Here is a 22,514-nt window from a genome sequence, read left to right on the forward strand (position 1 = left end):
CAGAGCGGTACTTCTTAAGAGATATTTACCATAGAATTTTGTTCTTCCAGTTCTTTCATAAGCTTTAAAAGTTCTTTTTTCTTGTGAAAATATTTTCTGTGAAGAAAATAAGGAAGATAATTGATTGCTTTCATCAAAAGCTGAAGATTATGTTCCATATATTCATTGTTATTAAAATAGAGATGATCTTTTTCTGTGTAGAATTTCAGATCTTTTAAATCCTCTTCGTTTAATTCTTTTGTAAGCAATTCATTTTGAGAAAAAATGGTAATTTGATATTTTAACTTTTCCTCGAGAGGTTTCAAATCGGTAAAGTTTTTCCTAATCTGTTCGAAAGGTGTTTTTGTGTTCATAAATGCAGTTGCATTTATCAATTCTACATACAATTTATATTTTTCCTCATACTCAGCATCATATTCTCCAAAATTTTTATAATGCTGTATGAAACTTCCTCTTTTCTGTTGATCTTCAGCTCTATTTGTAAAATAATTGTAAATGTCAGCATCATTTTGAAGAATTTTTTCTTTAATCTCCCCAATCGCTTTCTGAATAACCGGAATTAAAGTTTTTGCTTCCGTCTGTTTATATTTTTTACCATCGTAATCAAAAGTTTTAATGGCATATTCCTTTTTTGAAATGGCTTCTACCGTTCTAAGGTCACTTTCAAGAGCAATTAAGGTATATACCCATTCTACTTTTTCTTTACTGAAAAGTTCATCAAAAGAAATTTCATTACTTAATTCACTTTCTTTTACCGTAAAATCAGGATTTTTGTTGTCATAATAGGCATTGAAAATTTTATCGAACGAATCTTTCTGATATTGTTTTTCAAATTCGGACTGAAATTCTTCCAGTTCCAGATCAGTTTTTTGTTTTTGGTATTGTACTCTTGAGAAAAGTTTTGAAGTGATTTGTTCTTCTGTTTTCTGAAAGTTTTTGAAAATACTTTTTGCCGAAAGATTATCCTGATCTTTTACAATGTTTAAGGTTCTGAGTTTCGCAATTCTTTCTTTTTGAGAAGGGTGAGAAGCCCATTGATTTTCAATATTAAGCTTTGATTTATTAAATAACCCAGATTCCGAAAGCTGAATATTCGGCAGCCCGTTTTTAGATTCTACTTCACTTTGTTCGGCAAGGAAGTTCATGACAAAAAATTGCTCACGATAAATGTTTTTACTTGATTCATTTTTAGAAAATCGGGTATCATAAAAGTTTAGAACATTTTTGTAAGAATTGTCGGCAAGTTCCAATCTTAAAAGTGATTCTTCTAATGCTAACGAACCTGCAATATTAGCGGCTACTTCATCTGCATGAAATTCCATTTCCCTGGAAAGAGCCATGTGACGAAGGTTGACAAAATTGTACATTTTTACTAAAATCCATTTAATTTTTCCGGTAAAGAAAAATGCCAATGCTGCAAATATGGAAAAATAGCCGCTTACACTTGCGAACTTTTCTACTGAATTACGGTAAGATTCATCATCGTTCACGAGGTTGAAAATAATTTGATTCACATTGTAGACATAGCTTCCGACTTTCATGGAACGTTGAGAAAAATGACCGAATTCGTGAGAGAGAATAGCTTTCAGTTCTTGTTTTGTGGTGGTATTGATTAATCCCATACCAATCGTCAGGTTTTTCTGAATAGGTAAGAACATACTCCAGAAACTTGAATCGTAAAAAACACTTGCATTGACATCATAGGAAAGATATACTTTTTTGGGAGCGTTGGTTTCGGCTTCTTTTACAATGTCGTCAATCATTTTGAAGAGTTCGGGTTCGTCACTTCTTCTGATTTCAGTAAGATCGCTTCTGTCGTTGATGTGTTTTTTAAATAAGAATTTAATGATAAAAAAGAACACGAAAAGTCCGGTTCCTGCCAAACCTGCTCCTAACATAAGGGTAAGAAACATCGGTTTTGCTACGATGATTGCGATTCCTCCGGCAATACATCCAAGCGCCAAAGCTATTGTCAATAAAAAGAGAAGGATATAAATGAAGATAAAAATTGCAATAGAAAAAACCGCAGCTTTAGTTTTCTTCTTAAAATCCTGGGAAACTTCAATGTACATGGAAATAATTTTTTTACAATAATACGTACATCGGTTTAAAGGAGCAAAAAATATCCTCGAATTGAATTAGGTTATTTTTTTATAGTAAAGTAATGAATATCAAGTAGCCCTTGTTTTAATCTGAAGGTGATTGTATCTCTGCTTTTCAATTTTGAAGCATTTTTGAATCCGGAATATTTATAATAATCGGATTGATTGATGAAGTTATTGGGTTGATTGATATTTTCTGCTATAAAATATTTGTTATCAGTAATATGGAATGTTTCGTAAGACTCAATGATTTCTTTCTTAGTGTCTAGTCTGTTGATAAATAAACAAAAACAAGTGACTGTATTTTGCATCAGAAAAAAGATTGAAAAACAAAGAAATAAAATAAATACTATCGAATTTAATATCTGATTGAACTTAAATTTTTTCCAAAAGCTATTATTAGCATGATACAAATTAATACTCCACTGGAAAATAACGCTATTTGAGGATAGTAATTTTCTTCAAAAGATTGAATGTCTTTTTCTAAATAGTATTCTTTTTGTTTCGGATTGAATATGAAGGAGATGATTGCAAACAATAAAATATAAATCAAAAAGTATTTGTATTTAGAGACAAAGGAGAGTAATTTATCTTTCATTTACGCAAATTTTTCAGTCCGGTCTTTTATTGCTGCTTTCAGAATATCAACATTAATATCCTCAAGTTTTTTGAACTTAATACAATATCCGGTAACACTCGCTTTACCTATTTTTTCTCCATAGGTTTGAAGTAAGTATTTTTTATCATCAATACCCATAATATAAACAGAAATTCCGGTTGTGTTTGCACTTACCCCAATTTGATAAAATTCTTTCGAGGTTCCGTCTTTGTATTGTATCGAGTAGGCTCCATATCCGATATTCGGATTGGAAACTATTTTGCCTTCCTCGTTCTTACCATCTAAAAACCAAAGCTTAGATTCCGGCATGAGTTCTAAAATACTATTGTGGAGCTCTTGCAGGTCGCTTCGTTTGGATTCGGATTGACTGGATATATATTCTTGGATTTGCTCTTGAATGGTCATGTGAATGATTTTTCGGTTTCGGAAATAATTTTTTCGAATATAATAAAACCGCTCTAAAAATAGAACGGTTTTATACAATATTTTAATTGTATTTAACTTAATTGGCAGCCGCTACATCGGCATCTTTATAGATATTCCAGAAATTGTAATCCGTCATGGGAGCATCGGTAATTCCTACATTTCTTCCCATGGTAACAATTTGCCCTCTGTGATAGGTTCCATGTAAAACGATATGCTGAATGTATTCATATTTTGAGAAATCGCATTGAAACCATTGAGACTCAATTTTTACATTTTTAGCAAGATCTTCTTCGGATAAGCTTTCTACATAATCCATCAGTTTTTGAGAATTATTTTTGATCGCATTGAAAATCTCTTTTTTGCTGTTAGTTGCTGAGGTTGCTGCAAAATCAAACTCATCATTTTCTCCGATATGGCTCCACCAGTATTCTTGTGTTTGCCAGATATGGTGCAATGTTTTCAAGATTGTCGGGAAACTTGAGATAACTTCCTGATTAAGCTGTTCATCAGATTTTGTTGAAAGCCAGTCGATGTACTTGTTTACGACCCAGTTGTTGTACTGGACAGTGTGGGTGATTAAAGTTTTTAAATTCATGATATTCATATTTTTGTTTGGAGATTTAGTGTGTTATAAAAATAAATAAAATAGTAACCGGATTTACACAAAGCAGAAAATTCGTAAACAGTTTTCTTTATATTTTAAAATAAAGATTCCCCATTCAAATCCGTAGTAAGGACTTCGCTCATATAATCAAAAAAAGGGCGCATCGCTAATAAGGTGAGAACTGCCTCTTTCTGAAAACCATCAGACAGCACCTCCTGATCCGTAAATTTTCTCATCACTACATATTGTTTTTTTCTGATCAGGTCTATGGCAGGATGATCTTTATCAAAACCTCTTGGAGCGGTTTTTACGGCATCCCCTTTAATTTCGCCAAAATATTTTACGAAGGTAGTGTCTGAAGTGATCTTCTCAATTTCTGCGGTATTGATTTCAAATTCTTTACGGATACGGAGCAGGTCTTTGGCATCCGGACCCCAGAATCCACCTCCTACAAAACTGTTGCCGGGTTCAAGCTGAATGTAATATCCGCCTCTTAACATTGGTTTTGAACGGGAATATCCAGCTCCGAAATTAGTCTTGTACGGAGTCTGATCCTTAGAAAAGCGCACGTCTCTGTAAATTCTGAAAATATGGATTCCTTTCAAATTGTCATATTCCTGAAGCTCAGTATACACCTGATTGAAAAAGACTTTGTTTTCTTTTACCACCGAATCATATTCAGCTTTGTGTTGAGCAAACCATTCACGATTATTGTTTTTTTCTAACTGCTTAAGGAATTCAAAGGTTTTTTTCATCTGTAGTATGGTTTTTTAGCAAAGTTATATTAGGAGTTATATAGTATTATGATTTAATCCTAATTGATAATTTCAGCGTTCGGATTTTCCCGAAGTTTTGCGATTCTTTCCCGCCAGCTTTGGAGCTCTTCGTCTGTCAATCTGATCCAGTCTGTTACTTCACCAACAATTCTTACAGGCTCTTTGCTTCGATAAGATCGGGTAGGGTTTCCTGGAAATTTTTTATCGGTTACATTGGGATCATTCTCAAATTCTCCTGTCGGTTCTACAATATAAATGCGTTCAAGATTATCTCCTTTTGCCAATGCAGCAGCTAATCCTGCTCCGTTTTGTAAAGCAGTAAAGTAAATATGATTCAGGATGATCTCAGGATAATAATTCGATTTGAAACCGGCATTGAGCAAGTCTCCAATCTGTAAATCAGCTCTTGTACCGTGATAGAACGGACCTTTATCCAGAACCTGTTCATCTTTTTTGTTTTCCATTGTGGTCGTGTTTTTTGAAGTGTAAACAGCCCGTAAACTTAGGAATTTGTTTTGGAATGAAAAAACCGCTCTATTAATTAAGAACGGTATCATATTATTTTGATTAATATATGTTTTTTAATTTGATTAGTCACGAGTGGAAAGTTCTTCTTCGCTAATATCCGCAACCTGAATACTTTTAATAGCTGATTGGGTTGAAGACGTTGTACTTCCACCAATGATGTATAATTTATTGTTATAAACTTCGGCAGCAGCATGTCTTCGCGGGATCATGTTTGAAGATAATTGATGTAATTTATTGGTTTCTGTATCAAAATAGGCTAAAAAAGTTTGATTATTATAACCGCCTGCAATAAAAATCTTATTACCGGATACCGCTAATGAATGACCGGATATTCCAACAGGCATCGTATATTGCTCGGTCCAAAGATTTTTGTTGAGATCGTAAACATTGACCAGACGGGATGACGTACCATTAAAACCTCCAATAACATACAATTTATCATTCACAATTTTGCCTTTTGCTTCTCTGGCTTTGGGCATATCCGGTAATGGATGCCAGGTATTGGAAGCAATATCATAGTATTGAAATCTATTAGAAAATACAGTGGTTGCTGCACCATTTAGCCCACTGCCACCAAATACATATATTTTTCCATTATGGATGGCAGAACCTGCATTTCCTGTGTAGGCACGATTAACAGCTCCTTCTGTTTTTTTATGAGTTTCAAGATCTACAATTTCAAGATGGCTGTTTCCCCAACCGTTAAAAATATAAATTTTATTACCGTAAGTCTCCGAATTGGCAAATCTTTTAGGAACTAGGGTAGAGTTGATCATACTCCATCGGTTATCTTTAATATTGTATTTCTCAATAAAGTTTGCATTACCATCAGTGTCTTTATAACCATTGCTCACATAGATATTGTCACCTGCAATAGCACTGCTTATCGCTCCTCTTCTCATAGACATATCCGAAAGATGTTTAAAATGTAAGGTTTGTGCATTGGCTAAACATAAACCGAAAAGTGAAAGGAGGAATAGTTTTGTTTTCAATGGCGTTGAGGTTTGGTTTAATTGATTTCCTGTGTAGAAATATGTTTTAAATATAGGGAAAAGTCACGGATTGGAAATATGAGATGCCGAATTTGTTTTGGAATGAAAAAACCGCTTCTTGAATTGAGCGGTTTATGTATTTTTAATGCCATTCAAACCCTTCAGGTATTGTAAACGATTCTGTCTTTATAAAGTTTCCATTATGGGCATCATAATCGAAAAATAGAACAGTGCTTTCTTTTGTTGTATCTGCAAATACTATTCGATATACCCATTTGTTTGTTTTATCATCAACGAAAGTCTTTACATCAAAGAAATTAACATCATCAAACATATTTTTTTGATAAGTAGCACTTAGTTTTGCTGCAATTTCTCTGATACTTACAAGTTTTATGTTTTTATCAATATATTCCTGTCTGTCATCATAAAGAATATCCATATCTTCCACTTTCAACAATTTTCCATTTTTATCAAATTCCTTCCAGATACCTGTTGCGTAATGCCGGCTGATATTTTCTTTTTTGGAACGTAATTGCAGATTATCAAAATAAGTATAGAGAATCCAATGAGCGCCTTTGGTTATTTGTAAAAATCCTCCATCACCTTTATTATACTGCATAATGATATTTGTTCCGTCATGAGTATCGTAAAAAATACCATTTTCTTCTCCAGTCTGCACTGTGTTTTTTTGAGGATTGGCAATTAAAGAATCTCGAATTCTTTTATATTCTATGGTATCAAACTTATTCTCATTTTTAAAGGGAAAGTATTGAGCACTTAAAAAACTATAGATCAAGAGAAAAAGAAAGATTAATTTTTGTTTCATCAATACTGGTTTGTCGTAAAAATATAAAAAAATGCTCAGAATTTCGGTACATATTATTTTGCTAAACAGCAATATAAAAACTACTAAATGTCATCACAACCTTGTTTGTGACCTTCGCCGTTGTTCTTTGGTTTAAAACAAGGTTGTTTATAATAAAATACTTAGTACGGAGGTTACAAACACCCTTGTTTGTAACCTCCGGAGTTGTACGGAAGTCTTACGCAAGTTGCGGGAAACAAAATACAATTGTGTTTTGTTTCCCGCAACTTGTTTGAAATGAAATATCAATAATTAAACCTAGATGGGCTGAATATTATTTCTCTTTTTTATCAATAGTTATCGTAAGCTTGTTTTTCTTTTGTGCTATCTCCACCATTTGTCCTTCTTTAAAACCCAGCTTTTCAAGCCATTTTCCTTTAAGCCGGATTTCCGGAACCGTTATCGTCCTGTAAGTACTTGCCTGGTATCCCGTATGAATTTTTAGTTTTCTTGAATTTATCATTGTTATATTTTGTGTTTGTGTTTATTGGCTGTAAAGGAGGAAGTCTTGGCAAAACCTGACCTTCCTGCCTATACAAGCCGGATGAATATGATAGAATTTGTGTTTTTCTAAAAGCCCGAAAGCCGCAATGGATTGTGCACCCCATTGTACTAGATCATGATACTTTATGTGGTAAAGCAGGCTTAGAAAAAGAAGATTGTAGAAAACAGAACAGCATGAAAATAAAAACGGCATGAGACTCTACAATATCTGTCATAGAGGTACTGGTATACCGTGCAACAGATAAGAGAGCCCACGCCTAGGTCGTGAGCTTCATACTTATCATCTTGTTGCTTTAAAAATTACCAGTTTTCTATGACAAGACTCTAAGCAATAGCTTCTATATTTCTTTGAAGTATCGCAAAATTACTCTAATGAGTAATCTTTTCCAAATATAAGGAATTTTCATTTTGTTACAAGATCTTGTAACAAAATTTGTAAAAAAAATTACGCCCTTTGTATAAACTGCTAAGAAATGGACGTTTTACAAGATGAAATATTAAAAAGATTTGGAGAACACGTCAAAGATTTAAGACTTAAATCTGGGCTTACTCAAGATGATGTTGTTTTAAATAGTTCCAAAATTACTAAAGGTACGGTAAGTGATATAGAAAATGGAAAAAGAAACTTCGCATTTACTACATTAATTGATTTGGCTAAAGGTCTAAATGTATCACCTAAAGATTTATTGGATTTCAAAATTGATTAAAAATCCTGACAAGAGTTAGGATTTTATTAATTTATTAGGTAGCGGTTTTTGGCTTTGTGTCCAAGCGGGCTTAGCAGTACAAAGCTGTAAACATATCACAAAAAGTTGATGTGAGGTAGAATGTTCAATAAGCCGCTTCATCCGCCATTTTGTCAAACTTTTATTATCTGTAGTTTTTTAGTTCATATTAAAGATTTCATCAATTACATCACTTAACCAAAAATTTAGAAATATGAATAATGTAACAGTAAAAAATATCCAAAAAAGATATTTTCCCCACAATGTATAAACATTATGTTGTCTCTTATAGCCTTTTTCATAATAATGTTTTAATAATTCTAATATCCTTAAAGGCCAAAAAAATATACTGAAAAGTATAATCAAGAATATCCTAAATCTATTAGGTCCAATGATCAATCTCACTATCGATGTCTCACTATGATGATGACAAATTTTTTTATAAGATGAATTGTAAGTGAAAAAAAATATAAATCCTAGAAACAAATAAGTTTTAGACAATTCATATAATTCATAATTAAAAAGTGAGATTATATAATTTAAAGGGTAAAGAAAAAAATTTCTAATTTTTTTGAAAATATCCAAAAAGAATAAGAAAAAATTTCCCCATTTAATTAATCCTGGAACGAGGTCTTTACCAAAATTTATTATTCCAAATGAAGTTATTAGTATATTTATTGGAAGTAATATTTTATTGGCTAAATTAGTTGTTGATTTCATTCAATATTTTGCGATGTGTTGGTTAAAAGTTGCAGATAATGAAAAAGTATTGGCTACTAAATGCTACAAATATTTCAGTTTAGGATTTAACCCTGCATTTTGCCAATACTATGTTGTACGAAGTTTTTATTTCTGAATTTTACATTGATTGATGAAATAATTCCCAAAAGTAGTAATATGAAAATCATCTGAACTATTATAGTTTGCAGAAATGTCCAAATCGAGATCAATGTCATCGTCATTCAAGTTTGCTGAAGTTGAACCGCTATCTATTTCTATTTCGGGTTCTTCATATCTTAATAAACCTAATGATTCTAAATTGTCAATATAAATTTTTGTGAACTCATTATTCAAATTGAAATTTTTTTTGATTGATTTAAATGTAATAATTATATCATCTAAATTAATGTTCTTTTCTGTATAATTCTTTTTTATCAGAGAATTGTTCATTAAGTATGCAAGTCGAAGGTCTCTTTTTATGCAAAATTCTTCAAATATAAAATCTAAAATTTTTGCTTCTAAAGATGAAAGAGACGATAAAGTATTAATTAATCTAGGTTCTAAACCTGTTTCAGGCGAAGTAGAAATGTTTGAAATTAAATTTGCCCATTTATCTTGCAGTTGTTCATCATCTTCTACTGATGATTTTTCAATTAATGGAACTAATGTTTTAAGATTTAATTCTCTAGGCTCCAATCCATTTTTTTCAAGTAATTCTCTTGATTTATTAAAAATTTTTATTTGATTTTTTAATCGTGTAAATTTTACTTTATCAGCAAACAATTCTCCAAATTCATCAATTGAAGGGCCAAATAATTTGTTTAAAAATGCACTTGTTTTATCTAATATCTGTTTGGGTAAATTTAACCCTTCAATAATTTCTTTCATTTATTGTAATGTGTTTCGTAAAATGTCATACAACAACCAAATTTACGTATTGCGCAAATATCATACATACATTATTGCACTAATTGTCTTGGCTTTAGCCATCTATTTGTTAATCATTAAATATAAAATATAAATATACTATTTCCTTACGGGAAACCATATTCCAAAAAAAAACCGCTCTACAAAAAGTAGAACGGTTTTAATTTATATATAGCAGTTAAGACTACATCATTCCCGGCATTCCACCACCCATTGGCATAGCTGGCTCAGCGCTCTTCACTTCAGTGATTACACATTCAGTTGTCAACAACATCCCAGAAACAGAAGCTGCATTTTCAAGAGCAACTCTTGTTACTTTAGTAGGGTCGATGATCCCTGCTTCAAGCATGTTTACATACTCGTCAGTTTTCGCGTTGTATCCGAAGTCTCCGCTTCCTTCTGCTACTTTAGCAACAATTACAGAACCTTCACCACCTGCGTTAGCAACAATTTGTCTCAATGGTTCCTCGATCGCTCTTTTTACGATTTTGATCCCTGTATTTTCGTCTGCATTTGATCCTGAAAGGTTTTCAAGAGAAGCGATAGATCTTACCAAAGCAACACCACCACCTGCAACGATACCTTCTTCAACAGCTGCTCTTGTAGCGTGAAGTGCATCATCTACTCTGTCTTTTTTCTCTTTCATCTCCACTTCAGAAGCTGCACCTACGTAAAGAACTGCAACACCACCCGCTAATTTAGCTAGTCTTTCCTGCAATTTTTCTTTATCGTAATCAGAAGTAGACGTTTCCATCTGAGCTTTGATCTGAGCTACTCTTCCTTTGATTTTAGCTTCGTCACCACCACCGTTTACAACTGTTGTGTTGTCTTTATCGATCGTTACTTTTTCAGCAGTTCCCAACATATCCAAAGAGATGTTTTCCATAGTGAAACCTTGCTCTTCAGAAATAACCTGTCCACCTGTAAGGATCGCGATATCTTCTAACATTGCTTTTCTTCTGTCTCCGAATCCAGGAGCTTTTACAGCAGCAATTTTAAGAGAACCTCTCAATTTGTTTACTACCAAAGTTGCCAAAGCTTCACCTTCAACTTCTTCAGAGATGATCAATAAAGATTTACCTCCTTGAGCGATTGGTTCAAGAACTGGAAGCAATTCTTTCATTGAAGAGATTTTTTTCTCAACTAAAAGGATATATGGATTTTCTAGTTCAGCTAACATTTTCTCAGGGTTAGTCACGAAGTAAGGTGACTGATATCCTCTGTCAAACTGCATACCTTCTACAACATCTACAGTTGTATCGATACCTTTAGCTTCTTCCACAGTGATTACCCCTTCTTTTCCAACTTTTCCGAAAGCTTCAGCGATTAAAGCACCGATTGTTTCGTCGTTGTTAGCAGAAACAGAAGCTACTTGCTTTACCATTTCTGTAGAATCTCCAACCGTTTTAGATTGAGATTTTAGGTTTTCAACAACTGCAGTTACCGCTTTGTCGATTCCTCTTTTCAAATCCATTGGGTTTGCACCTGCAGCTACGTTCTTAAGACCTTCTCTTACGATAGCCTGTGCCAAAACAGTAGCGGTAGTAGTACCGTCTCCTGCAATATCATTAGTTTTGGAAGCCACTTCTTTTACCATTTGTGCTCCCATGTTTTCTACTCTGTCTTCAAGTTCGATTTCTTTTGCAACAGAAACACCGTCTTTAGTTACGTGAGGTGCACCGAAAGATTTTTCGATGACCACGTTTCTCCCTTTTGGTCCTAAAGTTACTTTTACTGCATTAGCCAATGCATCAACACCTCTTTTTAAAGCGTCTCTTGATTCAATATCGAATTTTATTTCTTTTGCCATAATTTTTTGATTGTATTAATGTACTTTGTACAATGTATAATGAATGTGTATATTCATGAAGTCATTTTACATGAATACATTTTACTTTTTACGAATTAACCGATGATTCCTAAAAGATCTCCCTCTTTTACAATTAGATAATCTTTTCCTTCTAGTTTCAATTCAGAACCTGAATATTTTCCGTAAAGAACTTTGTCACCTACTTTCACAGTTGTCGGCTCGTCTTTTTTACCCGGACCTACTGCTACTACAGTACCTTCCTGTGGTTTTTCTTTTGCTGTGTCCGGAATAATAATACCTGAAGCTGTTTTAGTTTCTGCAGCGATTGGCTCTACTAAAACTCTGTCTGCTAATGGTTTAAAGTTTACTGACATAATATATTTATATTTTTAATTATTTCTGTGTTGTAATTCTCTAAATGTGTGCCATTGGGTTGAGATGGCTGAAATGGCAGAATTTTTTTTTCGATGTGAAATTTTGGCAGAAAAATACGGAAGAAAAAAATGGTTTTTTCACGTATGAAATTAGGGTGAATCAACTATGCTTTACATAATAATAGCGTTGTAATTTTACATTGTTAAACGATAACAGATTATTGTTGAAACAGCATAACCCGAAATGCTAAAAACAGTAGGGAAAATATAAAAAAACTAACATTATGCCTGATTTAAATGAACAACAATTGCTAGTGGCCAGAAACGAATCTCATCTGTTTATGGCCAATATAGCCGCTAAAGGAAATTTGAAATTAGCCACTCCTTTAGCCTTCTTTGAGAAAAATTTTAATGTGTCTTATGAAGAATTAGGATGCATAGGATATAATCCAAATTCTGAAGAATTGACAGCAATCATCAAAATAAAAAGATCTTCCGGTTATAATGGTAATCTTTGCAGTGGAGGTTCCCATGAATATGTAAGGTTTTATGTGGATTTTGGCGGCGGTTACAAAGACCAGGGTTATGTGGGAGTAAATGTTCATGATATAGCGGATACTTTTGACTGTGATAAAAATTTGGAAAAACCCATTGAATTTGCTGTAAGAATGAAGCTGAACACTTCACATCAGCTTTGTTCAAAACCATTATTACCAAAAGTAAAAGCTGTTTTGAGCTGGAATTCAATTCCGCCGGCAAATGATCCTAATTTAACACAGCCGGGATACGTTTGGGGAAATGTAAAAGAAACACAAATACAGATAAAACCTTTAAAATTGCAGGTGATACTTCCTAATTTGGGGCATATCCTTGAAACATCTATTTTAAACCCAAATCTTTCCCTTAATAATATCATTCTTAACAATCCAGTTGCTGAAAAGCAGCTTGCTGATGCCAAAAAACAGCTGACTGCCAATAAAGTTGCCTTTTCGGAGCTTATTGCTGATTATACAAAGGTAAAAGCCAATGTAGAGCCGCAAAGATCAGGGTTTAATTTTCTTGCAGAAGCGATTAATATAAAAGATAATAGCGCAGCCATCAACGCAGCTAAGGTTTTTGAGGAAAACAAACTCGATTTTTCAAGTGCCTTGGCGAATCTTATCGCTTCCAAAGGAAATGTGTCTTATGAAGAGCTGGGATGTGTGGCTTTAGACTATCATAATGAAGCTTTGGTCGCAACATTCACTGCTAAAAAGAATTACGGATATGGTGGAAACCTGTGTTCGTCAGGAAGTAAAGAGTATGTAACTTTTTGGATACAAGATGAATCTACCAATTGCCAATGGGTGAAAGTAGGGACTTCTATCGTAAATCTGCATGATATTCCGGGGCATTCAGGGCTTTCTTATTCTGCTATTCTGCCGTATGATTTTTCTAAATTCAAACTTCCTTGCGGTACGCCAAGAGTTTTGAAAGTAAGAGCGGTACTATCCTGGAATGTAGAACCAACCGGTCTCGATACTCCATATTGGGGAAATGCAAAAGAATCTTACATTCAGCTTGCCCCTAAAAACTGGATAGGAAGTTCCCCTAAAATTTTAGTAATAGGAGGTGTTTCTGCAGACTTTATCGATAGTGCTTTGGGTTTAACTTTAAATAACGCGAAATTCGAGGATAATCAAAATCCGGTTATAGTCGGAAGCCGATTTATGGGTAAAATCAGCATTTATGGAGTTTCAGCACCTTATGCGGGAATGAAGTACAGAATTAAAGTGGTGAATATGGATTCCGGAGCTTCATCCTACGTAAACGAACCTTTGGTTTTAACAGGTTATGATTCTTCATTCAATATTGTACAAACTACTATTACTCCTGATGCAGCCAATTATTATACTTATCAGTCTTATCAACTGAATACGAAAAGTAAATTAGCCCTGTTCAGTCCGGGAACCAATAGTAAACTGAATGTGATCATTGAACATGAAGATGGTTCTACCGATTCTCAGGTTATTCAAATGGATAATACGTTACCATACGTTTCCATGAGGATTAATGACGAAGGAGAATGTGTACATTTCAAAAAAGGAGATGTCATTTTAGGAAAATTCTCAGCAACGGATAACTTTATTTATAAATTTAATTTAGCGGTAAACGGCGGAAAATTCACAGAGTTGAAATTTGAAGGAGTTCCGCAGGCAATTGGAATCGGTGAAGCCAATAGTTTGGTAAGAACCGTAAATGTGGTGAACGGTGATTTTAAAGTGACTACAGCTTTAGATAAAAACTGTGGAAACATTACTTTGGTAATGGAACAGAAAACGATTGTAGATAGTGCATCTATGGCATCGCCAGTGTACACCAACCAAGCATTTTGTTTAAAAGACTAATAGCCATAACCTTTTTTATAAGAAGAACGTCCCGTACATCGGGACGTTCTTTATTTATTGATGAAAATTGTTCTTTAGTTTTTCTTTCCAGCCGCTTGCATTGGATTTACTCTTCCGTTGGAGCCTCCTCTTACATTTCCACCTTCTTTTTGTTTGAATAACTGGAATTTAGAAACTTCAGCAGTTCCATTATCATTGCTCCAGAAATTGTTAGACGTGTCAATATCTGCAGTTTCTCTCATCGGATCTAACTGAATTGACTTTAATTTTTTGTCAAAATAATACGTTTTAGAAACTTTTTGCTCGTTTTGTCTCCAAATCTGTGCAGAAGACTTATCCGTAAGTTTTGTTCCGTCTTCAAAAGTAAACTCAAGAATGATTGGCATTACCAAACCTCCTTTGTTGACAAAATCGATCTGATAAGCAGTAAGATCTTTAAACTGAGTTTTTTCTTTTTGCGTTAAAGGTTCGGTTCCGTCAGTTTTTGTTGAGTATTCTTTATTGGTATCAACCTTTTCCTGACCTCTGTCGTATCTGTAATAGAAATCCTGAGCTTCTTTATCCTTATCTACATAGAATGTAATATTCTTATCTTCTTTATTTCTGATTTTAGAAATATCTTCAAACTCATTTTGTAAAGGTTTGTCAACTTTGTACTTATTTTCTGAAGCTTGTCTTGGAGCAGTTTCCAGGTCAGGAGTAGCAATGGTTACTTTATCGATCGCGATATCCACCGGATCTGTTCCGTAGAACCAGCCTCTCCAGAACCAATCTAAGTCTTCGCCACTTGCATCTTCCATGGTACGGAAGAAATCAGCAGGTTCAGGATGTTTGAACGCCCATCTTTTTGCATAAGTTTTAAAAGCTTTATCAAAAAGTTCTCTTCCCATAATGGTTTCACGAAGAATATTCAATCCTGTTGCCGGTTTTGAATACGCATTAGGACCAAACTGAATAATGTTTTCAGAATTACTCATGATAGGTTCTAATTGATCTTTCGGAAGTTTCATATAATCAACAATCGTCCATGCCGGTCCTCTTTTAGAAGGGAATTTGTTGTCCCATTTTTCTTCAGTAAGATATTCTGTGAAGGTATTCAGACCTTCATCCATCCAGCTCCATTGTCTTTCGTCTGAATTGATGATCATTGGGAAGAAGTTGTGTCCAACTTCATGAATAATTACTCCCAACATTCCGTTTTTGATTCCTTCAGAATAGGTTCCGTCTTTTTCCGTTCTTCCGTAATTGAAACAGATCATAGGATATTCCATACCGTTGGATGCTTCAACAGATTGTGCAACCGGATACGGATATGGAACGGTAAATTCAGAATAGGTTTTAATGGTATGAGCAACAGCTTTTGTGGAGAATTTTCTATATAATCCATAAGCTTCTTTCGGATAGAAGCTCATCGCCATTACTTTATTGTTGTTTTCAGGAATCGTAACTCCCATTCCGTCCCAAACAAATTTTCTGGAAGAAGTCCATGCAAAATCTCTTACGTCATGCGCTTCAAAATTCCATGTTTTTCTTTGTTTTGAATGATTTTTTTCAGCCTTTTTAGCCTCATCTAATGTTACAATTTCTACAGGTTCGGATGAAGTTTTAGATTTATTATATCTTGCCAATTGATCTGATGTTAACACCTGATCGTAGTTTTTACATTCTCCTGTTCCTCCGATAACGTGATCTGCAGGAACATTCATAGAAACTTTAAAGTTTCCGAAAACCAATGCAAATTCTCCTCTTCCTGTAAACTGGTGATTCTGCCATCCGTGGAAGTCGCTGTAAACGCACATTCTCGGATACCATTGTGTCATGGTGTACAAATCATTCCCATCTTCTGCGAAATTTTCATAACCGCCACGACCGCCCATTTTCATGCGGTTCGGAATATTATAATTCCAATCGATTTTGAAGACCAGTTTTTCTCCTTTTTTCAGAACCTTTGGTAAATCAATACGCATCATGGTTTTGTTTACCGTATACTTCAAAGGATTTCCTGATGCATCGGTTACTTTTTCAAGATTGACACCATAGCCGTTATCTTTTACAGGCAATTCAGAAGCTTTAAGCTGCTGATCGTTGGCTGCTTTCGGAAGGGTAGAAGAGAAAGGGAAATCTGCTTTCTTTACAGTCGATTGCTGGTTCTCGTCCAATTGAAGCCAGATATAATCAAGATCATCCGGAGAATTATTGTAATAGGTAATGGTTTCAGAACCTTTCAGATTTCTTTTGTCTTCATCAAGAAAAGCCGTGATGTCATAATCTGCTTTATTTTGCCAATAAGCATGACCCGGAGCTCCGGAAGCTGTTCTGTACACATTGGGAGTGGGTAAAATGGTTCCCAGTTGTTCGAATCTGTTCCCATGATTACTTCCCGGATTATTTTGAATGTTTTGAGCAAAAGCACCCATGTAAAAAAGAACTGAAAGTGCTGAAACTTTAAATTTCATAACCGAAATGATTTAATTAATTTTCAAATATAATGATAAGTAGCTGAAAACTTGAAAATGTTTCAACGTTAAAAAGGAATTCTTTCCAAAGTCATTTTTAGTGATAATGCAAAAACGCCTGAAGAAACAAACAAAATCCAGTCTTTTTTATTGATTTTAAATAGATTCAAAAGAATGAAAAGCAGCACAAGAATCCCTAAAACAATAGCGATCTGACCTATTTCCAATCCTACATTAAAACCTAAAAGCGGTAATGCGATGCTTTGACTTTTAGCAATCATTACTCTCGCCGTATTGGCAAATCCCATTCCGTGAATAAGTCCGAAAAATAAGGCTAAATAGTAGTTAAGCTTACTTTGAGACTGTTTTTTATTTTTCATGATGATATTTCCCAAAGCGGTCAAGACGATCGTTAACGGGATCAAAAACTCAACCCAATCGGAAGGAACTCTTACAATATCTAAAATACTTAAAGCTAAAGTAACGGAATGGCCAATCGTAAAGGCAGTCACCAAAACCAGAATTTTTTTCCAGTCACTGTATGAGTAAACGGCAATAAGTGCCAACACAAAAAGCTGATGATCTAATGCATCTAATGAAATAATGTGCTCCCAACCGAGGTTTAAATAAAATAGAAAATCCTGCATCATAATTTAAAATAATAAAGGTTACGAAAATAATGATTAATTTCGGAACCTATTTTAGCAATGGGTTGAGAATATGAGAAAGCTTTTGTTGTTTTTGTGCTGTATTTTTTTTCTTTTTTCATTTAAAGAAGAAAAGCATCCTTATCACGTAGGTTCGGTCGAAATTAATTACAATTCCAAATCAAAAACTTTTGAAGTTACAGGAAGGTTTTTCCTGGATGACCTTGAAAACGGATTGAATAATAAATATGGTAAATCACTGCATTTTAATGATCTGAAATTTAAAACCCAGCTCAACGAAGCTTTAAAGAATTACAGCGCCGAATATTTTAAGCTGAAAACCGACAATAAGTTTTTAAAAATAAACTATGTAGGTTACGAAGAGGATAATGAATCAGTCAATCTTTACCTGGAATCTGAGGCTGTTGCTCCTCCGAAAAAGGTGGAAGCGGCAGTAAGTTTCTTGTATAATTTATTTGATGATCAGATCAATATCGTTCATATTATCGTTAACGGAAACAGAAAAAGTGAGAAGCTGACCTTCCCAAACCGATATCTGTATCAGCAATTTTAAAATCCGTTACTTTTCCATTTGCAGCAGTGCATTTTCTGCTTTTGCATGAGCCAGAAGATCGGGAAAAAAATCATCATAGCATTTTTGGAGTTTGTCTTTATTATCAAGAAACGCCTGAAAAACAGGGATGTCTTTTTCCAAGTATTTTGCTTTATTCAATACATTTTGGATACTGAATTTGATGCCCCAGTCTTCCCGATAATTGTACAGCCAATCGTCATGCTCCATTTTTACAAGCATTCTTTTAAAATCTTCGGATAAAAATTCACTGTTTTCATTCAGAACTTTGTAGACTTTCAGAGAATGATTTTTCCAGCCTTTTTCTGAAAGCAAACTCAAATCGTTGGCTAAAAAATAATCCATAGAAACATCTACAAAAGCACCTGCATATAATCTTACTAATGGGCTGAATACTTTCTTTGCCTCATGAATGGCAGGATGTGAATCGGTAAAGGTATCAATAGCTCTGTGCATGGTAATCCCATCCTGAATTTCTTTGGGAAAAGAAAAACGCTCTTTGTTTCTGATAAAATCTTCCAGAAACTGACCGACGATCTGTCCGTCTGAAAAAGAGAGAAAAGAGTGGGCGAGATAGTTCATACTGCAATTTAATGCTATAAAATGAAAAATCCTCTACATATTTAAAAAATAAGAAGAGGATTAAGCGGTATGAATTAATAAATTATTTTTTGATAAATTTTTTGCTTCCGATCAAGGTGTTTTTTTCTGTATAGATACTTATAAAATATTCGCCGGGAGTTAGTTTTTTCAGATTAATAGTCTTTTTATCGGTTGTTAATACGACCTGACCTAAAACGTTGATCACTTTAAAGATGTATTTTTCATCATTCTTGATCCAGATATTCAGCTCATCATAAGCCGGATTTGGAAAAATTGTAAAATCTTTTACTTCAGAATTTTGCACTTCAAAAGTTCCCAGATTGGCGGTTGGCATAAACTGAGAAACAACACAGGCAAAACGCGAAAAACCATAAGCTTCATTGGATGGAGAAGGATTTCCAATGGCAATTCCGGTAGGAGCAGAGTTGTAATTAACACTTGGATTTGCCCACCTGTTAACTCTTGTGCAGCTAATTCCTGCGTTGGTGCATTCATCATTATATGCCATGATCGTTCTCCATCGTTGGGAAGAAAGGCTTCCTGTTCCTAAGGTAACTGCAGCCTGATTGCTGTAACCATGATGGTGGTCGCAGGGAGTTGTGCTTTGTGAAACATACCAATCGTGATTAAGTCCCATATTATGTCCCATTTCATGAGACAACGTATAATTAGATACTACACAACTATATATGGATACAGTAAATGCAGAGCTGGATGAATAGTTGGTAGGATTTGTATTAAGGTATCCTAATCCACAAGTGTTGTTGGGTGTTGAGGTAACCAGACCGCAAAGATCGGCACCATATGTTGTTCTTAAGGTCTGAACGTCATCCAGAAAACCATCATTCGCTGTACGGAATCTTGATAAATCTGTGCTGATATTTCCGGATTCTATATAGCTGATTTCCCCAGTATATACCAAATTGATCATTGTATTAGTAACTCCTGAGTTTACCAAAGCTGTATTGAAATTAGTAATTGCCGTTGCAATAAATGAATTACTCTGTGCGCTTCCTCCCCAATTTGTTTTGGCATTAGAAGTATAGACCACAAGAACATCTATAGTTGTTGACGGACATACCGGAGTAGCATCTGTACATACATTATTATTGACTTTCAGCAAATTCGATGACGGATTGGAAATAAAATCATTTTTAGAATCCTGATTGATCATCCCGGATTCATTCACTACAGAAACTGCAAAAATATTGGAGTCAGTCTGATGGAAAATAACTTTTTCTCCATTTCCTGAAACATACATTCCTGTTACAATATTGTCAAATGTAGAGAGAACAAATTCTGCATGAGGATCATTTTCAATCGTGTACACATAAGATTTACTTTTATTACTGTAATTAAATATTCGTGAAAATTTAGCTGTGATTTCCTTATGGGTAGGAAGAGCAATTTTAAAATCCGAATTTAAATCAAAAGGAGATTGATTAAAATATGAAGTTGAAGAATAGGTAGAAGCTAGTCCCTGGCTTATTTTCTGGTCAGTCGTAAGACTATTTTCATTAATAGAATTTTGAAAAATTTTATTCTGAGAAAATACTAAAGAATAGCAAAAAACTACCAATGCAGTCAATTTTGTTTTCATATTTTACTTTGGTTTATAGGTTATTATTTACAAATATAAAGATTAGATTTTTATTGAAAAATGACTAAAATAATCTTTCATGAAAATCCTCTATTTTACTCACTTCTTCGATCTTAATCCCAAATTTTTTCTTCGGAAGTTTATTGAGATTGGAAATAAAAATTTTCTCGTATCCTAATTTTTCTGCTTCTGTAATTCGTTGTTCTGCCTGTGCAATCGGACGAATTTCCCCACTTAATCCTATTTCTCCCGCAAAACAATAATGTTCAGAAATTGGAATATCTTCATTGGAAGAAAGAATAGAGGCTACTACAGCCAAATCTAATGCAGGATCATCTGTTTTTATACCTCCTGTAATATTCAGGAAAACATCTTTTGCCCCGAGTTGAAAACCTGCTCTTTTTTCCAGTACTGCCAAAAGCATATTTAACCTTTTAGAATCGAAACCGGTACAGCTTCTTTGCGGAGTTCCGTAGACTGCAGAGCTTACCAATGCCTGGATTTCCAATAACATGGGTCTGTTTCCTTCTAAAGTTACGGCAACAGAATTTCCGGAAAGTTCCTCAGATTTTTTTGTGATTAATATTTCAGAAGGGTTTTTGATTTCTTTCAGCCCCTGAGAAATCATTTCATAAATTCCTATTTCGGCAGTCGATCCGAAACGGTTTTTATTGGCTCTCAACAATCTGAAAAGGTGATTTCTGTCTCCGTCAAAATTTAAAACAACATCTACCATATGTTCCAAAACCTTTGGTCCGGCAATCTGTCCGTCTTTTGTGATATGTCCGACTAAAAATACCGGAACATTATTTTCTTTTGCATATTTAATAATTTCATTAGAGCATTCTCTGATCTGAGAAACGGTTCCCTGTGAACTTTCGATCAATTGAGACTGTAAGGTCTGGATAGAATCGATAATGACAAAATCAGGCTCTAATTTTTTGGCTTCGTGAAGTATTTTTTCCAGAGAAGTTTCGGTGTATAGAAAACAGTTCGGATTTTTTACGTCTGCTAAACGGTCGGCTCTCATTTTGATCTGAGAAGCACTCTCTTCACCAGAAACATAGAAGATTTTTTTCTTCATTTTCAAGGCAAGCTGCAGAAGAAGAGTAGATTTCCCGATTCCCGGTTCTCCGCCGATTAACGTAACGGATCCTAAAACAATTCCGCCTCCCAATACTCTGTTGAGTTCATCGGATGGCGTTTTTATTCTGGGTTCTTCAATGGCTTCAACTTCAATAATGTTGATGACATGTTGTTTGGTTTTTGAAAAAGGAGGATTTTTGTGGGAAGTCGTTTTTTCCACAACTTCTTCCACTAAAGTATTCCATTCACCACAGTTTTTACACTGACCTGCCCATTGAGGGTATTGAGAACCGCAGTTTTGACAGAAATATGCTGTTTTGAGTTTTGCCATACTGCGAATTTCAATTTTTTTTTTGAATTTTTATAATCCGGGAGGAATAAAATTTTTATTTAGATTGACTTTTAAATTATTAATTTGTAAAAAATTATCATAGGTCAATATCTAAATTCATAATTAAAGAATAACTTTGTTAGTATAATAAATAAAGAAATGAGAAAACTATTTTTAACTTTTGTATTTGCTTTAATAAGTGTTGTAGGTTTTGCACAATCTGCTTGGACGGTAGATCAGGCGCATTCTTCCGTTAATTTCAATATTAAACATATGGGAATTAGCTTTGTGCAAGGGAAATTTGATAAATTCGACGGAAAAGTTGCCACAGCCGGGAATAATTTGGATAAAGGGGAATTCAGTTTTATTGTATATCCTATATCTATAAATACGGGTGTAGAAAAAAGAGATAAACATCTTACGAGTGGAGACTTTTTTGATGTTGACAGATTTCCGGAAATGAAATTCGAAGGATTTACAACAACAAAAGAGAAAGATAATACCTATACTTTGAAAGGGAAACTTACCATTAAAGATGTTACAAAGGAAATCAAAATACCGGTTACTTTTGGAGGTGTGGCAAAAAATCAGCAAGGGAAAGAAGTGTTGGGACTTCAGGCAAAGTTTACGATCAACCGTTTAGATTATAATATCAAATATGATCCTACAGGAGCTGGAGTTGCTAAAGATGTTGATGTGGCTTTATATTTTGAATTGATAAAACAATAATGACTAATAATTTGGTTTGGGTAAAGGCTTTCAATACATGTTGAAAGCCTTTTTCTGTGCTTCTTTTGATGAATCTGAAATTTAAAATTGCAACAAAATTGCTTTGTATTT

22 protein-coding genes are annotated in these 22,514 nt (G+C 34.2%); 4 read left to right on the forward strand and 18 right to left on the reverse strand.

The window, feature by feature from the left end; genetic code table 11:
* Nucleotides 1-14 precede the first annotated feature (14 nt).
* From LV842_RS12715 to LV842_RS12760, 10 genes are all read right to left on the reverse strand, one after another.
* Entirely contained in the window at nucleotides 15-2,072 is a 2,058-nt protein-coding gene (locus LV842_RS12715) for a M48 family metallopeptidase (protein ID WP_233111827.1), read from the reverse strand.
* Nucleotides 2,073-2,143: 71 nt separating this feature from the next.
* Nucleotides 2,144-2,413, reverse strand: coding sequence for a hypothetical protein (locus LV842_RS12720; RefSeq protein ID WP_233111828.1), 270 nt, complete (start codon nucleotides 2,411-2,413; stop codon nucleotides 2,144-2,146).
* Nucleotides 2,414-2,460: 47 nt separating this feature from the next.
* Nucleotides 2,461-2,700, reverse strand: a complete 240-nt coding sequence (locus LV842_RS12725; protein ID WP_233111829.1) for a hypothetical protein — start codon at nucleotides 2,698-2,700, stop codon at nucleotides 2,461-2,463.
* Complete coding sequence (locus LV842_RS12730) at nucleotides 2,701-3,126, reverse strand: DUF1801 domain-containing protein (protein ID WP_233111830.1); 426 nt, start codon at nucleotides 3,124-3,126, stop codon at nucleotides 2,701-2,703.
* 97 nt (nucleotides 3,127-3,223) lie between these two features.
* Nucleotides 3,224-3,742: a DinB family protein gene (locus LV842_RS12735; protein ID WP_233111831.1), complete on the reverse strand. Its 519-nt coding sequence runs from the start codon at nucleotides 3,740-3,742 to the stop codon at nucleotides 3,224-3,226.
* 104 nt (nucleotides 3,743-3,846) lie between these two features.
* On the reverse strand, nucleotides 3,847-4,506 hold the full coding sequence (locus tag LV842_RS12740; RefSeq protein WP_233111832.1) for a DUF2461 domain-containing protein: 660 nt from the start codon (nucleotides 4,504-4,506) through the stop codon (nucleotides 3,847-3,849).
* Nucleotides 4,507-4,565: 59 nt separating this feature from the next.
* A complete protein-coding gene (arr, locus tag LV842_RS12745) occupies nucleotides 4,566-4,991 on the reverse strand; it encodes an NAD(+)--rifampin ADP-ribosyltransferase (RefSeq protein WP_233111833.1) in 426 nt (141 codons plus the stop codon).
* Nucleotides 4,992-5,117: 126 nt separating this feature from the next.
* On the reverse strand, nucleotides 5,118-6,047 hold the full coding sequence (locus LV842_RS12750; RefSeq protein WP_233111834.1) for a Kelch repeat-containing protein: 930 nt from the start codon (nucleotides 6,045-6,047) through the stop codon (nucleotides 5,118-5,120).
* A 142-nt stretch (nucleotides 6,048-6,189) separates the two neighbouring features.
* Nucleotides 6,190-6,873, reverse strand: a complete 684-nt coding sequence (locus tag LV842_RS12755; protein WP_233111835.1) for a hypothetical protein — start codon at nucleotides 6,871-6,873, stop codon at nucleotides 6,190-6,192.
* 313 nt (nucleotides 6,874-7,186) lie between these two features.
* A complete protein-coding gene (locus LV842_RS12760; RefSeq protein WP_233111836.1) occupies nucleotides 7,187-7,375 on the reverse strand; it encodes a SymE family type I addiction module toxin in 189 nt (62 codons plus the stop codon).
* 514 nt (nucleotides 7,376-7,889) lie between these two features.
* On the opposite strand from LV842_RS12760, the gene LV842_RS12765 reads away from it, so the two are divergent.
* Nucleotides 7,890-8,123, forward strand: coding sequence for a helix-turn-helix domain-containing protein (locus tag LV842_RS12765; protein WP_040997307.1), 234 nt, complete (start codon nucleotides 7,890-7,892; stop codon nucleotides 8,121-8,123).
* A gap of 864 nt (nucleotides 8,124-8,987) precedes the next feature.
* Here the strand turns inward: LV842_RS12765 and LV842_RS12770 are convergent.
* The 3 genes from LV842_RS12770 to LV842_RS12780 all read right to left on the reverse strand — a co-directional run bounded on the left by LV842_RS12770 (nucleotide 8,988) and on the right by LV842_RS12780 (nucleotide 11,972).
* A complete protein-coding gene (locus LV842_RS12770) occupies nucleotides 8,988-9,749 on the reverse strand; it encodes an Abi-alpha family protein (protein WP_233111837.1) in 762 nt (253 codons plus the stop codon).
* 223 nt (nucleotides 9,750-9,972) lie between these two features.
* Nucleotides 9,973-11,598, reverse strand: a complete 1,626-nt coding sequence (gene groL / locus LV842_RS12775; protein WP_233111838.1) for a chaperonin GroEL — start codon at nucleotides 11,596-11,598, stop codon at nucleotides 9,973-9,975.
* 95 nt (nucleotides 11,599-11,693) lie between these two features.
* Nucleotides 11,694-11,972, reverse strand: a complete 279-nt coding sequence (locus tag LV842_RS12780) for a co-chaperone GroES (protein WP_039369684.1) — start codon at nucleotides 11,970-11,972, stop codon at nucleotides 11,694-11,696.
* Nucleotides 11,973-12,256: 284 nt separating this feature from the next.
* On the opposite strand from LV842_RS12780, the gene LV842_RS12785 reads away from it, so the two are divergent.
* Nucleotides 12,257-14,359, forward strand: a complete 2,103-nt coding sequence (locus tag LV842_RS12785; protein ID WP_233111839.1) for a hypothetical protein — start codon at nucleotides 12,257-12,259, stop codon at nucleotides 14,357-14,359.
* Between the two features lie 74 nt (nucleotides 14,360-14,433).
* Here the strand turns inward: LV842_RS12785 and LV842_RS12790 are convergent, their stop codons facing one another.
* Entirely contained in the window at nucleotides 14,434-16,815 is a 2,382-nt protein-coding gene (locus tag LV842_RS12790) for a M1 family metallopeptidase (RefSeq protein ID WP_233111840.1), read from the reverse strand.
* A 68-nt stretch (nucleotides 16,816-16,883) separates the two neighbouring features.
* Entirely contained in the window at nucleotides 16,884-17,462 is a 579-nt protein-coding gene (locus tag LV842_RS12795; protein WP_233112069.1) for a HupE/UreJ family protein, read from the reverse strand.
* Nucleotides 17,463-17,535: 73 nt separating this feature from the next.
* Between LV842_RS12795 and LV842_RS12800 the strand changes: the two genes are divergently transcribed.
* Nucleotides 17,536-18,036: a DUF6702 family protein gene (locus LV842_RS12800; RefSeq protein WP_233111841.1), complete on the forward strand. Its 501-nt coding sequence runs from the start codon at nucleotides 17,536-17,538 to the stop codon at nucleotides 18,034-18,036.
* Between the two features lie 6 nt (nucleotides 18,037-18,042).
* On the opposite strand, the gene LV842_RS12805 is transcribed toward LV842_RS12800, so the two are convergent.
* The 3 genes from LV842_RS12805 to radA form a co-directional block, all read right to left on the reverse strand.
* A complete protein-coding gene (locus LV842_RS12805) occupies nucleotides 18,043-18,636 on the reverse strand; it encodes an acyl carrier protein phosphodiesterase (RefSeq protein WP_233111842.1) in 594 nt (197 codons plus the stop codon).
* A gap of 82 nt (nucleotides 18,637-18,718) precedes the next feature.
* Complete coding sequence (locus tag LV842_RS12810) at nucleotides 18,719-20,257, reverse strand: M12 family metallo-peptidase (protein ID WP_233111843.1); 1,539 nt, start codon at nucleotides 20,255-20,257, stop codon at nucleotides 18,719-18,721.
* 64 nt (nucleotides 20,258-20,321) lie between these two features.
* Nucleotides 20,322-21,674 (reverse strand): DNA repair protein RadA, encoded by a 1,353-nt coding sequence (gene radA / locus LV842_RS12815; RefSeq protein ID WP_233111844.1) that lies wholly within the window; start codon nucleotides 21,672-21,674, stop codon nucleotides 20,322-20,324.
* A gap of 159 nt (nucleotides 21,675-21,833) precedes the next feature.
* On the opposite strand from radA, the gene LV842_RS12820 reads away from it, so the two are divergent.
* Entirely contained in the window at nucleotides 21,834-22,403 is a 570-nt protein-coding gene (locus LV842_RS12820) for a YceI family protein (RefSeq protein WP_233111845.1), read from the forward strand.
* Nucleotides 22,404-22,514 lie beyond the last annotated feature (111 nt).

The sequence above is a fragment of the Chryseobacterium gwangjuense genome (assembly GCF_021311115.1).
Taxonomy (GTDB): Bacteria; Bacteroidota; Bacteroidia; order Flavobacteriales; family Weeksellaceae; genus Chryseobacterium; species Chryseobacterium gwangjuense.

What these genes read in the sequence shown, in the direction of transcription:
- LV842_RS12715 (WP_233111827.1), bottom strand. Translation starts at nt 2,072, where the DNA reads ATGTACATTGAAGTTTCCCAGGATTTTAAGAAGAAAACTAAAGCTGCG.
- LV842_RS12720 (WP_233111828.1), bottom strand. Translation starts at nt 2,413, where the DNA reads ATGCAAAATACAGTCACTTGTTTTTGTTTATTTATCAACAGACTAGAC.
- LV842_RS12725 (WP_233111829.1), bottom strand. Translation starts at nt 2,700, where the DNA reads ATGAAAGATAAATTACTCTCCTTTGTCTCTAAATACAAATACTTTTTG.
- LV842_RS12730 (WP_233111830.1), bottom strand. Translation starts at nt 3,126, where the DNA reads ATGACCATTCAAGAGCAAATCCAAGAATATATATCCAGTCAATCCGAA.
- LV842_RS12735 (WP_233111831.1), bottom strand. Translation starts at nt 3,742, where the DNA reads ATGAATTTAAAAACTTTAATCACCCACACTGTCCAGTACAACAACTGG.
- LV842_RS12740 (WP_233111832.1), bottom strand. Translation starts at nt 4,506, where the DNA reads ATGAAAAAAACCTTTGAATTCCTTAAGCAGTTAGAAAAAAACAATAAT.
- arr (WP_233111833.1), bottom strand. Translation starts at nt 4,991, where the DNA reads ATGGAAAACAAAAAAGATGAACAGGTTCTGGATAAAGGTCCGTTCTAT.
- LV842_RS12755 (WP_233111835.1), bottom strand. Translation starts at nt 6,873, where the DNA reads ATGAAACAAAAATTAATCTTTCTTTTTCTCTTGATCTATAGTTTTTTA.
- LV842_RS12760 (WP_233111836.1), bottom strand. Translation starts at nt 7,375, where the DNA reads ATGATAAATTCAAGAAAACTAAAAATTCATACGGGATACCAGGCAAGT.
- LV842_RS12765 (WP_040997307.1), top strand. Translation starts at nt 7,890, where the DNA reads ATGGACGTTTTACAAGATGAAATATTAAAAAGATTTGGAGAACACGTC.
- LV842_RS12770 (WP_233111837.1), bottom strand. Translation starts at nt 9,749, where the DNA reads ATGAAAGAAATTATTGAAGGGTTAAATTTACCCAAACAGATATTAGAT.
- groL (WP_233111838.1), bottom strand. Translation starts at nt 11,598, where the DNA reads ATGGCAAAAGAAATAAAATTCGATATTGAATCAAGAGACGCTTTAAAA.
- LV842_RS12780 (WP_039369684.1), bottom strand. Translation starts at nt 11,972, where the DNA reads ATGTCAGTAAACTTTAAACCATTAGCAGACAGAGTTTTAGTAGAGCCA.
- LV842_RS12785 (WP_233111839.1), top strand. Translation starts at nt 12,257, where the DNA reads ATGCCTGATTTAAATGAACAACAATTGCTAGTGGCCAGAAACGAATCT.
- LV842_RS12790 (WP_233111840.1), bottom strand. Translation starts at nt 16,815, where the DNA reads ATGAAATTTAAAGTTTCAGCACTTTCAGTTCTTTTTTACATGGGTGCT.
- LV842_RS12795 (WP_233112069.1), bottom strand. Translation starts at nt 17,462, where the DNA reads ATGCAGGATTTTCTATTTTATTTAAACCTCGGTTGGGAGCACATTATT.
- LV842_RS12800 (WP_233111841.1), top strand. Translation starts at nt 17,536, where the DNA reads ATGAGAAAGCTTTTGTTGTTTTTGTGCTGTATTTTTTTTCTTTTTTCA.
- LV842_RS12805 (WP_233111842.1), bottom strand. Translation starts at nt 18,636, where the DNA reads ATGAACTATCTCGCCCACTCTTTTCTCTCTTTTTCAGACGGACAGATC.
- LV842_RS12810 (WP_233111843.1), bottom strand. Translation starts at nt 20,257, where the DNA reads ATGAAAACAAAATTGACTGCATTGGTAGTTTTTTGCTATTCTTTAGTA.
- radA (WP_233111844.1), bottom strand. Translation starts at nt 21,674, where the DNA reads ATGGCAAAACTCAAAACAGCATATTTCTGTCAAAACTGCGGTTCTCAA.
- LV842_RS12820 (WP_233111845.1), top strand. Translation starts at nt 21,834, where the DNA reads ATGAGAAAACTATTTTTAACTTTTGTATTTGCTTTAATAAGTGTTGTA.